The following is a 14,104-nucleotide window of genomic DNA, read 5'->3' as shown; positions in this document are numbered from 1 at the left end:
CTACATAAAGTTTAACTAACATTTATAGGGGAGCTTATGGATAAAAAGACTATAGGAATAGTAGTTAAAAATGATTACAATGATATACTTTACTATGAAAATAACTTTTTTATAAAAATAGATATTAATAAAAAAGATGATTTAAGTTTTATATTAGAAGAGAAGCTTAGTGAAATACTAGATAAAAAAGCCTTTAGAGTAGATAAGATTTCTAAAAAAATTCCTAAACTTGATTTATTAGATAAAGATAATAATAAAGAAAGTATTGTTATGTATTTAGTTTGTATAAGTTTCTTTAAAATTTCACTTTTGTTTAACATAAAAAGTGTGCACCTTCCTTCGGATAATCTAATTTAATTATCGCACTTTTGGGAAGAATACACACTTTATTTTACAGATTCGGTAGTATAACTATAAACTCACTACCTTTATTAAGCTCACTTCTAACCTCAATTGTACCTTGATGTAAATCAATTATAGACTTAACAATAGTTAAACCAACACCAATTCCACCTGTATTTTTACTTCTTGACTCATCCACTCTATAAAACCTTTCAAATATATATTTTATATTTTCTTTCGGAATTCCTATACCATTATCTTTAAATTGTATTTTTAGATTATTATTTTCTTTATATGAACTTATAAAAATCTTCCCACCATTATTTGTATATCTTATAGCATTAGACAGTAAATTAACTATTACTTGTGATATTTTATCTTTATCTAAGTAACTATCTATACTTTCTAAATCACACTCTATATTTATATTTTTTTCTAGTGCCTTCCCTTGATTATTATAAACCACATTCATAATTAAGTTTTTTACATTTACTTTAGCTAAATTTAATTTACTTTTTTCACTATCAAACTTAGCTAAGTTTTGTAATTGATTTACTAAATTAGTAAGCCTTATTACCTCCTCGTTTACACTATTTAGCCTTTCTGTATCAGGTTCCCATATTCCATCTATCATAGCTTCTAAATGTGTTTGTATACTTGTAAGTGGCGTTCTAAGTTCATGAGATATATCTGTTGTTAACCTCTTTCTTAAATTTTCCTGTTCTTCTAATTTAGCTGATAAATTATTTATCGATTTTATAAGCACATCAATTTCAACTATATTGCTATCATAATCTATCTTATTATCATAATCACCATCTCCAATTAAATTAGCCATATTGGACACAACTTCTACAGGCTTAGATATATTATTAGATATTAATATTGCTATAAATATTGTTATTAAAACCATTACAATACCTATACTTGTAATTACCTTATTTATTTCTTTTAAAAAATCTACATCATTATCCATATAGTAAAGTAATCCGTATGAACCTATTTTTATATTTCCAATAATTTCATTATCTAAATTCTTTATTTCAAACAATTTTTCTGTATAATTACTTTTATTCTTATTTATCATATAGTTCATATTGTTCTCTATACTTCCCATAACCATATGACACATATTTTTATTATAGGTCATTGCCCCCCACACTAAATTACTATCTTTATCATATAAATCCACAAATATGCCATTACTTATTGCATCTTCTCCTATTTGCTGGATACTAGATAACTCCCATTCTCCATTAACGTATTTAGACCTTATCGAATCAATTATATTAGAAATTTCATTTTCATTATTTCTAATAATGTATTGTTCAAATTTTTTATTAAAAACACTATTTATAGATAAAGCTATAGATAATATAACTATGATTATTAAAGATACTAAAGATAGAATTAACTTTTTATTAAGTTTTAGTTTTTTTAATTTATAATCCAAATTTATATCCTACCCCATATACGGTTTTAATGATTGTAGCTTTTTTTGTATCTAATTCTATCTTTTGTCTAAGATTTTTTACATGTGCATCAATAACTCTGTCTATCTTTTCATAATGTTCCTCTATAGTCAATTCTAACAATTGTTCTCTAGTAAATACTTTATTTTGATTCTTTGCAAATAGTAAAAGTATTTTATATTCCGTATTGGTTAATTCAACTTTCTTGCCTCTTACTTTAACCTCATGAGAGTTCATATCTATTTCAAGCTCATCCGAGAACTTTAATAAATCTTTATTTTCTACATCCATTTTTCTAAAAACTGCTTTAACTCTCAAAACTAACTCTTTAACATTAAAAGGTTTACAAACATAGTCATCACAACCTATATTAAAACCATCTATTTTATCACTATCTTCTGTTTTAGCTGTTAACATAATAATGTGTACTTTAGATATTGCTCTTACTTTTTCACAAATCTCTTCACCACTTATATCCGGCAACATCCTATCTAAAATCATTAAATCTATACTATTTTTTGAAAAGCATTCTAAAGCTTGCTCTCCATTATTGGCTACTATAGTGTTGTATCCTTCTTTATCTAAATAAGCTTTTATAACTTGAGTAATTTTTATCTCATCATCTACTATAAGAATGTTAAACATTTGCCTTCCTCCTCTTCATTATTTATTAATATAACAAAAAATATCATATAATTGTAAATAACTTATGAATTTTATTATTTATCTTCATCTTTTTTTCATAATCTAAAGTTATAATATCTTGAAAAATATCTTAAATGAGGTGAATTTATTGAGTAAAATTACTAAATCATTTGATGTTTATGGAATGCACTGTAAATCATGTGAAACTGCAATCGAAGAAGAAATAAAGTCTTTAAACGGTATTTTCAATGTAAAAGCAAGCCATAATAAATCAAATGTTATAACTGTGTATGAAAATGAAATTTTAAGTGAAAATGAAATTAAAAAAGCTATAAAAAAGGCAGGTTATTCAACCTATAAAAACTCTATAAGCCAGTTTTTATGCTTAGGATTGATGGTAATTATAATGCTATATCTAAGTAGTAATTCATTAGTTGGATATGATACGAATTCACTACTTTCAAATGCATCACTTTTTATGTTATTTGTGGTAGGATTATTATCATCTCTTCATTGTGTTGGTATGTGTGGTGGAATAATGCTTACACAGACTCTAGATAAAGATAATTTACTTGTAAGTAAAAAATCATCTTTTAATACTGCACTTAAATATAATCTTGGTAGAGTAATTTCGTATACATTACTTGGAGGAATAATCGGTGCTCTAGGTTCTGTATTTTCAATATCTATGAAAATGCAAGGATTTATCCAACTATTTGCTGCACTATTTATGGTAATAGCTGGACTTAATATGTTTGGAATAAAATTGTTTAAAAATATTAATTTAAGTATTCCTTTTATGAAAAAAAATTGTGGTAAAAGTAACAAAAATCCTTTTGTGGTGGGGATTTTAAATGGATTTATGCCTTGTGGTCCACTACAAACTATGCAACTTTATGCACTTGGAACTGGTAGCTTTGTAATGGGCGCTTTATCAATGTTTGCTTTTTCTATTGGTACTGTTCCATTAATGCTAGGATTTGGATATATTTCATCTAGGTTAAGTAAGTCGCTAAGCAATAATATATTTAAATACAGTGGTGTATTTATAATAATATTAGGTCTTTCTATGGGACAAAGAGGTTTAGCGCTAACAGGAATTAATATACCTATTTTAGGTGGTATATCTCAGTCTTCTGGAGAACTTGCACCTGTTGTAGATGGATATCAAGAGGTTACTATCACAGCTAATCGATATGGATATCAAGCATCAAGTCCTATTATAAAAGGTGATATCCCCGTTAGACTTACTATAAAAGTTGAAGAATTGACATCTTGTAATAATGCTATGTACTTCCCTCAATATGATAAGTATATAGATTTAAGTAAAGGTGATGTAATTGCTGAGATAAACCCTAATGGACAAGATATATCATTTACTTGTTGGATGGGCATGATTAGAGGCAATCTAAGAGTAGAATAATAAAATAAAAATGTCTTATAAGTATATACTTATAAGACATTTTGTTATATTAATAAATTATTTATTATGTGTAAACTAGTAATATATTTTTAATTCATACTTAGATTATCCTTAAATCAAAATTTAATACACTTTAAAATTTTTAACCTATATTTCCACATTTAAAGGTCTTTTTACTATATTAATTATATGCTCACTCTTTTCTTTTCTAATTCTATCGTACCTCTTTTTATTGTAATAAAAAAATGCTAGAAATACCCTAGCATTTTTTAATGAGTTTATATCTATCTGATTATAACTCCATTTTTATTATTTTTAGCCATTTAATTTATATTTTAATTTCCAAAATTCCCATAATTCATATAAGGACAGCATTGTCCATAGTTAGGATTAGAATTTCTATAATTACTATCATCTATTTGTTCAAATTGATTTGTCTCTTGGTTTAATACTTTAAACCCTGCATCTTGCTGATATGAACTTTGGTTATCTGTTGTTGATACTACTGGATTTGTTTTATTAACAAATAATTGAGTATCTACTGTTCTTTCATTTGCAAATGATTTTACAGTTAATGCACCTGTACCTATTATTAGACCTAATGCTAATGTTCCTATTAATGACTTCTTCATATAAACACATCCTTTTTTCAATATTATTTTCTTTAAGAATATAATATTGAAAAAGTATGAATAAAATATGAATAAACTCTAGAAATATAAATAAATTTAAATTCATAATTTTTTCATACTTTTTAAGTAATATTATCTCATAAAATATATGGAGGTAATTTTAAAATGAATAAAGAAACTAAGAAAAACTTAAAAAGATTTTTACCACTATTTCTATGTTGCATAGTTCCATTATTATTACTTTCAGCAGTTCCTGCAATTAGCGCATATAGTGCTTCCGGGGCATTAGCTGTATCATTTATAGCTCCATTTATCTGTCCTTTAATTATGGGAGGCTTTTTCTTCTTCCTATTTAAATGAAATAGATCTTGTTGTTCTTAGGATAAAAAAAGTCAAAATTAGATAGCAATCAACTCTGTTTAGAAGATATTGTTAATTTTTGATGAACTAAAGCAAATTTTAAGTAAATAATATGAAATAAATAGCCTAATAGATGAGATTTTAGAGTTAAGCCAATTTATAGATAAATTTGTATGTTATATTCAAAGGGAAAAACTAGAGATTTTTATTTTAAATTAAAAAAGCGACTATCTAATCAGATTTGGTTAAGCAAATTATAAAAAAGACTGTAGGTAAGTTTGTATTTACAAAAACCTGCTTACAGTCCCAAATTACAAAATAGACAGGTTAAATAGACCTATCTATTTTATGTTTATAATATTTTTAGATAATTAATATATATAAGCATCGCTAAACCCCTTTGATATAGCTTCATTTTTTAGAAGTATAGCATTTGATTTATTTTTAAAAGCACCTATACACACTCTATAAAATACATCATCATCTACAATAGATTTATTTACAAAAGCTAGTAGAGTAGAAGAAATAGTGTTAGCAATATCTTTTATATATTTTTCAGACTGAAGGGAAGTTTCTACAGTAGAATTTGAGATAAAATCTATTTCTATTAAAAGTGATGGCATTTTAGTTTTTCTAAGAACATAAAAGTTTTTTGAGATTTTAACACCACGATTAGGTGTGTTTATATCTTTTGATAAATTAGTACAGATGTTTTTTGCTAAGTTATATACCTTGCTTTTTTCATCATATACCCATACCTCAACTCCTTTGGCAGATTTATTAGTTGATGAGTTCATATGTAGGCTTATAAAGTAGTTGCAGTTTTCTTTATTTGCTTTAGATGTTCTGTAATCTAGTGAATAGTATAGGTCTTTTTCACGTGTAGTTACTACTTCTTCACCTGCTTTTTCTAGGTTATTTTTTACTAACATTCCTATTTTTAAGACTATATTGCTTTCTTTTGTTTGATTAGCAGAAACTGCTCCAGAGTCTTTTCCTCCATGTCCAAAGTCTAGATACCATTTCATAATGTTTACCTCCTAATATAGTTTTACCAATAGTTTAAGGCATTTTATTTTTAGTTAAATATTAAAAAATTTAAAGAATTTAGTAGGATGTGGATATATGTTTATCGAATATATATTGTAGGATTATAAGGTATGGAGGTGTTTTATGTTAGATTATTTAACTAAGGATGATTTGCCTGATGGGGTTATTGATGTTGTTGATGTTATAGGTATGGATGCTTTTAAGAGTTTGGTTAAGTTTGCTGGTGGGAGCAATTTGTATATTCCTAATGAAGCAAGTCTTGTTAAGGGTGTTAGAAATAGAATGATTAGAGATAGCTTTGATGGGGATTATAGAAAGGTTTCTAGGAGGTTTGGGATTAGTACTGCTCAGGTTAGAAATATTGTTAATTATAAGTGATAAAAACCCCGTCGTAAATACCGACGGGGTAGTATTTTTTATATACTTAACTTTATATTTCAAATTAATTTTTACTATATCATTTACTAGAGTATGAAAATAGGTTATTTATACCAAATTTATCTAAATATTTTGTAAAAACTTTCCGTATAAGCTAAATATACTTCTATATTTATGTATTAGTAAAAAAATGTTAAAATAGAGTTATAAGAAACATAGAAATGGGGGAAGAAAATGTCCTATCAAAGTGAAGCTCAATTAGAGGATAACTTAATTAAACAACTTGTAAACCAAGGATTTAATAAAGTTAAAATAGCTAATGAAGAAGAACTTAAAAATAACTTTAGAAATGAGTTATTTGAACATAATAAATCAAAACTAAATAACCAACCCTTCACAGATAAAGAATTTGAAAGAATACTTAGACATGTAGAAGGAAAATCAGTTTTTCAAAGTGCAATGATTTTAAGAGATAAATTCATACTAGAAAGAGAAGATGGTAGTGAAGTTTATATAGAATTCTTTGACAGTAAAAACTGGTGTAAAAATAGATTCCAAGTAACTAACCAAACAACAGTAGTAGGAAAGTATACAAATCGTTATGATGTAACAATACTTATAAACGGACTACCACTTGTTCAAATAGAATTAAAACGTAGAGGACTTGACTTAAAAGAAGCCTTTAACCAAATAAATAGGTACAAAAAACATTCTTATCAAGGACTATATAGATACCTTCAAATATTTGTAGTAAGTAATGGAGTAGATACTAAATACTTTGCAAATAGTGATAAAGAAATACTATTTAGTCAAACATTCTTTTGGAGTGATGAAGAAAATAAAAGAATTAGCAATCTAAGAGATTTTACTCAAACCTTCTTAGATAAATCTTTTGTATCAAAGGTTATAGCAAGATATATGATAACTAATGAAACTGATAAACTATTAATGGTTATGAGACCATATCAAATTTATGCAGTTGAAGCACTTGTTACTCGTGCCTTTGAAACTAATAACAATGGATTTATATGGCATACAACAGGTAGTGGTAAGACTTTAACATCTTTTAAAGCTAGTCAAATACTAGCAAAAGAGCCTAACATAAAAAAAGTATTTTTCTTAGTAGATAGAAAAGACTTAGACTCTCAAACACTAGCAGAATTTAATAAATTTGAGCCAGATAGTGTTGATACAACTGACAAAACAGATACACTAGTAAAACAAATAAAGGATATAAATAAGCCTTTAATAGTTACAACTATACAAAAGATGGCTAATGCTATAAAAAATGATAAATACGCTAACATAATGAATGAGTACAAAGAAGAAAAAGTTATATTTATAATAGATGAGTGCCACAGATCTCAATTTGGACAAATGCATAAAGCTATAAACAAACACTTTAAAAATGCACAATACTTTGGATTTACAGGTACACCAAGATTCTTTGAAAATAGAAGTCAAGAAGGAAGAGTTACAGCAGACCTTTTTGAAAAATGCTTACACACATACTTAATAAAAGATGCAATAAAAGATGGAAACGTACTTGGATTTTCAGTTGAATATATAAAAACCTTTGACGGTGGTTTTGACGAAAATGATGATGAAAAAGTAAAAGCAATAGACAAAGAAGAAGTATTTATGTGTGATGAAAGAATAGACTTAGTTGCTAATAACATCATAAATATTCACAATGCTAAAACTAAAAACAAACAATATACAGCTATATTTACAGTTCAAAGTATACCAATGCTTGTAAAATACTACGATAAATTTAAAGAAATAAACCACGACTTAAAAATAGCAGGAATATTTAGTTTTGGAGCTAATGAAGAAAGCGAAGGAAAAGATGAACACTCAAGAGATAGTTTAGAAAGAATGATTACAGATTATAATAAAATGTTTGATACAAATTATTCAACAGACACCTTCTCAAGCTATTTCTCAGATGTATCTAAAAAAGTAAAAACTGCAAAAATAGATATACTTATAGTTGTAAATATGTTCTTAACTGGATTTGACAGTAAAACATTAAACACACTATACGTTGATAAAAACTTAAAATACCATGACTTAGTTCAAGCCTATTCAAGAACTAATAGAGTTGAAAAAGCTACTAAACCTTATGGAAATGTAGTTTGTTATAGAAACTTAAAGAAAAACACAGATGATGCACTATGTCTATTCTCACAAACTGATAACACAGATGTAGTATTAATGGAAAGTTATGAGTATTACTTGAGTTTATGGCATACACACTTAAAAAAACTATATGCTTTAACAGAAAATCCAGAAGATGTAGATAGTCTTGAAAGTGAAGAAGATAAAAAGAAGTTTATACTAGCTTTTAGAGATTTAGCAAATGTATTAACAAAGCTAAATACCTTCACAGAATTTGAATTTAATAAAGATACACTTGGAATGAGTGAACAAAGTTACCAAGACTTTAAAAGTAAATATCTTTTAATATATGATGATGTAAAGCGTAAAGACGATGAAAAAACTTCAATACTTGCAGATATAGACTTTGGAATAGAGCTTATGCACACTGATAAAATCAACGTAGGATATATAATGAATTTAATTAGAGATATAGACTTATCAGACAAAGAAAAACAAGCAAGAGATATTAAAAATGTAATAACAGAACTTGATAGAGCTGATAATGAAGACTTAAGACTTAAAGTTGATTTATTAAAAGAGTTTTTAAATAAAGTAGTTCCAAAACTTGAGCCTAATGATGATATAGATGTAGCCTATGAACAATTTGAAGAAGTAAAAAGAGAAGAAGATGTAGAAGAATTTTCAAAAGAAATTGGACTTAATAGATATAAAATAAAAGACTACATTTCAGAATATGAGTACTCTGGAATAATAAATAGACAAGAAATAAGTGAAGAAATAAAAGTAGAGTTAAAACCAAAGTTTACACTTAGAAGAAAACTAATAGACCAAGTTAAAAACTTTATATATGACCATGTTAGAAAATATGCATAGGTTTATATAATAGAAGAAAGACCCTCAATATATGAGGGTTTTTATGATATAATCAACGTATAATATTTATATAAAGGATGTGTAAATTATTGAAAATAAAGAATATTAAATTCAACAATCATAAAATTTTAGGAAACTTAGAAGTTGATTTTTTAGATAGAAATAAAGAAATACTAGATACAGTAGTTATAATTGGAGAAAATGGATCAGGAAAAACGACTTTATTAAAAAGTATATATAATCAAATGAATTGGAATACAAAAGTATATGAGGAAATAGATGCAAAAGTAGAGCTAGATGCAACTAAAGATGAAATAAAGCTTATAGCTAACACACAAGATGGTAGTGATATAGCAATGTGGAATGAAATAAAATCTAAGCTATACATAAATGAATTTATAGATGAAGTAAAATCTGGTAACGAATATAGTTTTCAAGGTGAAATTAAATCAAAAATAATTTATATGCCAACGGAAATAAATTTTAATGAATTAAATAGAGTAGACAGAACATTTAAATATGAATACGAATTTTTAAATGAAGTAAACCAAAATATAGCTAGAGACTTACCATCAGCTATTGTTAATGCAATAAATACGGAAGTATTTAAAAATGAAGAATTGCCACCTAAAAAAAGTATAGAAAAAATATGTAATGATATAAATTCAATATTTGATTGTATGGATTTAAGTGTAAAATTTATCGGACTATCAAAAGATGAAGAAACTAGACCTATATTTAAAGATTCTACAGGTAATGAATTTGATATAAATGGATTATCATCTGGAGAAAAGCAGTTATTTATAAGAGCATTATCTCTTAAATTCTTAAATGCTAATAATTCAATAATACTTATAGATGAGCCAGAAATATCTCTACACCCTGAGTGGCAAAGAAAGATAATTAAGGTATATGAAAATATAGGTAAAAATAATCAGCTTATAATAGCTACACACTCACCTCATATAGTTGCAGATATAAAAGCAGAACAATTAAGAGTGATAAAAAGAGATGAAGAAGGAGTAAGTATCACCCCTATAGATAATCTTGAAGAAACATATCTTCAGACTTATGAGTCAATACTTAAGCACACTATGGGTATTAAAAGTAATCGAAGTGATACAGGAGAAGCATATTTTAAAATTCTAAGAAATGAACTCGATGCTAATACTTATGAATCCGATGCATTTAAAGAGGCATATAGTTATCTAAAAACTTATTTAGGAGAATATGATAAAGATTTAATTAGTATAGATATGGAAATAGCTAGAAGAAATAGAAAGAAGGCGAGAGAAGATGATAAAAGTAGATAAGCAAGATGAACCATCTTTTCTTACCGACTTTAAAAAAAGGAAAAAACCTAAATCATGGATAGATTATAATGATGGTGATATAAAGTCTAAATTAAAGGATTTTATGTTAGATAATGAACAAGATGGATATTGTCCATATTGTGAAATATATATAAAAGAAATTAGTAGCCATATAGAACATATAAAACCTAAGGATATTTATCCAAATGAATTTGATACACATGATAATTTAATAGCATGTTGTATGAATAAAAACACTTGTGGATCTATTAAAGGAAATAGATATGATGAAAAATTTATAAATCCTGTTATAGAAAATCCAATGGAATATATTGAATATGATTTGTCTAGTGGAAATATAGTCCCTATTTATAGTAGTGGAGAAAAATATGAAAAAGCTAGATATACTATAGATTTATTGAATCTTAATTATAGTAAATTAAGTGAGGCTAGAAAATCATTTGCAATAGAACTTAACAATCTTTTTGAAGAGAGTGATTTTGATTATTATAAAGAAGCTATAAAAAGATTTCCAACATTAATAGATTTTATAAAAGAAGATATATTTGGATAAAACATTTGAATTTAGTAAAAAATTATGCACATATATAAGGAGAGCAAAATGCAAACAAGTGAAAAACAACAAGAACAACAAAGAGAGCTTCACACAAAGTTATGGGCAATAGCAAATGACTTAAGAGGAAATATGGAAGCAAATGAATTTAAAAACTATATACTAGGACTAATATTTTATAGATACCTTAGTGAAAAAGTAGAAAATAGAGCAAATGACTTATTAAGCGAAGATGAAATAAGCTACAATGAAGCCTATGAAGATGAAGAATATAGAGAAGGCTTACAAGAAGAGTTAATAGAGCAATTAGGATACTTTATAGAGCCTAAATACTTATTCTCTTCATTACTTAAAGCAATAGAAGATGGAAACTTTGATATAGAAATGCTTCAAGGAGCAATAAATGCTATAACAGAATCTACAATAGGAAACGATAGCCAAGAAGACTTTGACCACTTATTTGATGATATGGATTTAAAATCAACAAAGTTAGGAAAAGACGTAAAAAGCCGTTCAAGTCTTATAGCTAAAGTAATGGGGAACATTTCTGAAATAGACTTTTCACATGAAGACAGTGAAATAGATGTACTTGGAGATGCTTATGAATATTTAATATCTCAATTTGCTGCAAATGCAGGTAAAAAAGCAGGTGAGTTCTATACCCCACAACAAGTAAGTAAAATACTTGCAAAAATAGTAACAGTAGGGAAAGAAAATTTAAAAAATGTATATGACCCAACTTGTGGTTCTGGTTCCCTTCTTCTTCGTGTTGCAAAAGAAGCTAATGTTAGAAAGTTCTACGGACAAGAGCTTACATCAACAACTTATAACTTAGCTCGTATGAATATGTTACTTCATGATATAGAATATACAAACTTTGATATAAAAAATGATAATACATTAGAAAATCCTCAACATATGGGAATGAAATTTGAAGCAATAGTTGCAAACCCTCCATACTCTGCTAACTGGAGTGCAGATGCTAAGTTTTTAGATGATGAAAGATTTAGTGCATATGGAAAACTTGCTCCAAAGAGTAAAGCAGACTTTGCATTTATACAACATATGATACATCAATTAGATGATAATGGAACAATGTCAGTTGTACTTCCTCATGGTGTATTATTTAGAGGTGCAAGTGAAGGAGTTATAAGAAAGTATTTAATAGAGGAAAGAAATGTATTAGATGCTGTTATAGGACTTCCTGCTAATATATTCTTTGGTACAAGTATACCAACAGTTATATTAGTGTTTAAAAAGAATAGAGAAAATAATGATATATTATTTATAGATGCATCTAATGAGTTTGAAAAAGGTAAAAATCAAAATAATTTAACAGATGCTCATGTTGAAAAGATAGTTAATACTTTTGTTAAGAGAGAAGCTATTGAAAAGTACAGTTATGTTGCTAGTATGGAAGAAATAAAAGAAAATGATTATAACTTAAATATACCAAGATATGTTGATACTTTTGAGGAAGAAGAGCCGATAGATTTAGTAGCTGTTAGTGAGAGAATTTCTAGTATTGATAAAGAGATAGCTAAGTTAGATGAAGAGTTAGCAGTTTATTTAAGAGAGCTTGGATTATAAGGGGAGGTGAGAGATATGAGTAAGGCACCGAAGCTTAGATTTAAGGAGTTTAGTGAAGATTGGGAGCAGAAAAAATTTAAAGATATATATAATGTTAAATCAGGATATGGATTTAAACTTAATGAATATTCAAGTACAGGTATTCCATTAATTAAAATAGATAATATAGGATATGGGAGAATAAAGTGGGATAATATATCATATTTACCTGAAGAATATAAAGACAGTTATTCAGATATAGTATTAGAAAAAGATGATATACTGTTAGCACTTAACAGACCTATAACTAATAATAAACTAAAAATAGCAATGTTAAAAGAAACTGATATACCAGCTATACTATATCAGAGGGTAGGTAAAATTATTGTAGATAAAACTTGTAATAAGTTATTTTCATATTATTTATTAAATAATGTAGTTTTTGATTTTGTACTAAGAGAATCTAAAGGGTCAGACCAACCATTTATAAGTACAGAAGAATTAAAAAAAGTTAAATTTAACATACCTTTAATAGAAGAACAAGAAAAAATAGCATCTTTCTTTTCTTTAATCGATAATAAGATTTCTCTTCAAGGTGAAAAGGTTGAGGCCCTTAAGGGTTATAAGAAAGGTATGATACAAAAGATTTTTAGCAGGGAGTTAAGATTTAAGGATGATGAGGGTAGAGATTATCCAGAATGGGAACATAAGAAATTAAATAGTATTGTTGAAAGAGTTACAAGAAAAAATAAAGGAACTATATGTACACTACCATTAACTATATCAGCACAATATGGTTTAGTAGACCAAGTAATATTTTTTAATAAAACTGTTGCAAGTGCAAATTTAGAAGGATATTATTTATTAGAAAAAGGTGAGTTTGCATATAATAAAAGTTATTCAACTGGATATCCATTTGGTGCTATTAAAAGGTTAGATAGATATGATAGGGGTGTTTTATCTAGTTTATATATATGTTTTTCAATTTTAGATGGTGTAGATTCTGATTTCTTAGTACAATATTTTGAAACTTCTTGTTGGCATAAGGAAATTTCTATGATTGCAGTAGAGGGAGCTAGAAATCATGGATTATTAAATATAAGTGTTAGTGACTTCTTTGAAACTTATCATTGGATACCTTGTTATGATGAACAAGTTAAGATTGGTGAATTTTTAGGAAAAATAGATGAAAAAATAAATAAGGAACAAGAGAAGCTAGATTCTTTAAATGAATATAAAAAAGGATTATTACAAAAGATGTTTGTTTAATTAAATATGAATTATTAAAGTTAAAGACAGAGAAATCTGTCTTTTTGACTTAAATTAAGTTTAAATATTTAAAATATGTT

At 26.8% G+C, this 14,104-nt stretch carries 13 protein-coding genes; 9 read left to right on the top strand and 4 right to left on the bottom strand.

Annotated elements, in window-relative coordinates; genetic code table 11:
• Nucleotides 1–36 precede the first annotated feature (36 nt).
• Nucleotides 37–357, top strand: a complete 321-nt coding sequence (locus BN7997_RS09860) for a hypothetical protein (protein WP_071120624.1) — start codon at nucleotides 37–39, stop codon at nucleotides 355–357.
• 34 nt (nucleotides 358–391) lie between these two features.
• Here the strand turns inward: BN7997_RS09860 and BN7997_RS09855 are convergent, their stop codons facing one another.
• On the bottom strand, nucleotides 392–1,795 hold the full coding sequence (locus BN7997_RS09855) for a sensor histidine kinase (RefSeq protein ID WP_071120623.1): 1,404 nt from the start codon (nucleotides 1,793–1,795) through the stop codon (nucleotides 392–394).
• Nucleotides 1,785–2,459 carry a response regulator transcription factor gene (locus tag BN7997_RS09850; protein ID WP_071120622.1) on the bottom strand — a complete coding sequence of 225 codons (675 nt, stop codon included), beginning with the start codon at nucleotides 2,457–2,459 and terminating at the stop codon, nucleotides 1,785–1,787. Before BN7997_RS09850 ends, BN7997_RS09855 begins: the two co-directional genes overlap by 11 nt.
• 148 nt (nucleotides 2,460–2,607) lie before the next feature.
• On the opposite strand from BN7997_RS09850, the gene BN7997_RS09845 reads away from it, so the two are divergent.
• A complete protein-coding gene (locus tag BN7997_RS09845; protein WP_071120621.1) occupies nucleotides 2,608–3,882 on the top strand; it encodes an urease accessory protein UreH domain-containing protein in 1,275 nt (424 codons plus the stop codon).
• 335 nt (nucleotides 3,883–4,217) lie between these two features.
• Here BN7997_RS09845 and BN7997_RS09840 read toward each other — a convergent pair whose 3' ends face one another.
• The gene (locus BN7997_RS09840) at nucleotides 4,218–4,514 is read right to left on the bottom strand and encodes a hypothetical protein (protein ID WP_071120620.1); all 297 of its coding nucleotides are present in this window, start codon (nucleotides 4,512–4,514) and stop codon (nucleotides 4,218–4,220) included.
• A 165-nt stretch (nucleotides 4,515–4,679) separates the two neighbouring features.
• On the opposite strand from BN7997_RS09840, the gene BN7997_RS09835 reads away from it, so the two are divergent.
• On the top strand, nucleotides 4,680–4,874 hold the full coding sequence (locus BN7997_RS09835) for a hypothetical protein (protein WP_071120619.1): 195 nt from the start codon (nucleotides 4,680–4,682) through the stop codon (nucleotides 4,872–4,874).
• A 371-nt stretch (nucleotides 4,875–5,245) separates the two neighbouring features.
• Here BN7997_RS09835 and BN7997_RS09830 read toward each other — a convergent pair whose 3' ends face one another.
• Nucleotides 5,246–5,902 carry an N-acetylmuramoyl-L-alanine amidase gene (locus BN7997_RS09830; RefSeq protein WP_071120618.1) on the bottom strand — a complete coding sequence of 219 codons (657 nt, stop codon included), beginning with the start codon at nucleotides 5,900–5,902 and terminating at the stop codon, nucleotides 5,246–5,248.
• A 145-nt stretch (nucleotides 5,903–6,047) separates the two neighbouring features.
• Between BN7997_RS09830 and BN7997_RS09825 the strand changes: the two genes are divergently transcribed.
• The 6 genes from BN7997_RS09825 to BN7997_RS09800 all read left to right on the top strand — a co-directional run bounded on the left by BN7997_RS09825 (nucleotide 6,048) and on the right by BN7997_RS09800 (nucleotide 14,024).
• A complete protein-coding gene (locus BN7997_RS09825; protein WP_071120617.1) occupies nucleotides 6,048–6,302 on the top strand; it encodes a Mor transcription activator family protein in 255 nt (84 codons plus the stop codon).
• Nucleotides 6,303–6,536: 234 nt separating this feature from the next.
• Nucleotides 6,537–9,299, top strand: a complete 2,763-nt coding sequence (locus BN7997_RS09820) for a type I restriction endonuclease subunit R (RefSeq protein ID WP_071120616.1) — start codon at nucleotides 6,537–6,539, stop codon at nucleotides 9,297–9,299.
• 89 nt (nucleotides 9,300–9,388) lie between these two features.
• Nucleotides 9,389–10,612: an AAA family ATPase gene (locus BN7997_RS09815; protein ID WP_071120615.1), complete on the top strand. Its 1,224-nt coding sequence runs from the start codon at nucleotides 9,389–9,391 to the stop codon at nucleotides 10,610–10,612.
• Nucleotides 10,596–11,186: a retron system putative HNH endonuclease gene (locus BN7997_RS09810; RefSeq protein WP_071120614.1), complete on the top strand. Its 591-nt coding sequence runs from the start codon at nucleotides 10,596–10,598 to the stop codon at nucleotides 11,184–11,186. The genes BN7997_RS09815 and BN7997_RS09810 overlap by 17 nt, the downstream gene beginning before the upstream one ends.
• A gap of 48 nt (nucleotides 11,187–11,234) precedes the next feature.
• Nucleotides 11,235–12,776 (top strand): type I restriction-modification system subunit M, encoded by a 1,542-nt coding sequence (locus BN7997_RS09805; RefSeq protein ID WP_071120613.1) that lies wholly within the window; start codon nucleotides 11,235–11,237, stop codon nucleotides 12,774–12,776.
• A 15-nt stretch (nucleotides 12,777–12,791) separates the two neighbouring features.
• Entirely contained in the window at nucleotides 12,792–14,024 is a 1,233-nt protein-coding gene (locus BN7997_RS09800; protein ID WP_071120612.1) for a restriction endonuclease subunit S, read from the top strand.
• Nucleotides 14,025–14,104: the final 80 nt, after the last annotated feature.

Origin of the sequence: Romboutsia timonensis, assembly GCF_900106845.1 — a bacterium.
Lineage (GTDB): Bacteria > Bacillota > Clostridia > Peptostreptococcales > Peptostreptococcaceae > Romboutsia > Romboutsia timonensis.
This window is presented reverse-complemented; position numbering and strand designations above follow the sequence as displayed.

Coding starts and splice junctions, on each gene's coding strand:
- BN7997_RS09860 (WP_071120624.1), top strand. CDS start 37: ATGGATAAAAAGACTATAGGAATAGTAGTTAAAAATGATTACAATGAT.
- BN7997_RS09850 (WP_071120622.1), bottom strand. CDS start 2,459: ATGTTTAACATTCTTATAGTAGATGATGAGATAAAAATTACTCAAGTT.
- BN7997_RS09840 (WP_071120620.1), bottom strand. CDS start 4,514: ATGAAGAAGTCATTAATAGGAACATTAGCATTAGGTCTAATAATAGGT.
- BN7997_RS09835 (WP_071120619.1), top strand. CDS start 4,680: ATGAATAAAGAAACTAAGAAAAACTTAAAAAGATTTTTACCACTATTT.
- BN7997_RS09830 (WP_071120618.1), bottom strand. CDS start 5,902: ATGAAATGGTATCTAGACTTTGGACATGGAGGAAAAGACTCTGGAGCA.
- BN7997_RS09825 (WP_071120617.1), top strand. CDS start 6,048: ATGTTAGATTATTTAACTAAGGATGATTTGCCTGATGGGGTTATTGAT.
- BN7997_RS09820 (WP_071120616.1), top strand. CDS start 6,537: ATGTCCTATCAAAGTGAAGCTCAATTAGAGGATAACTTAATTAAACAA.
- BN7997_RS09810 (WP_071120614.1), top strand. CDS start 10,596: ATGATAAAAGTAGATAAGCAAGATGAACCATCTTTTCTTACCGACTTT.
- BN7997_RS09805 (WP_071120613.1), top strand. CDS start 11,235: ATGCAAACAAGTGAAAAACAACAAGAACAACAAAGAGAGCTTCACACA.
- BN7997_RS09800 (WP_071120612.1), top strand. CDS start 12,792: ATGAGTAAGGCACCGAAGCTTAGATTTAAGGAGTTTAGTGAAGATTGG.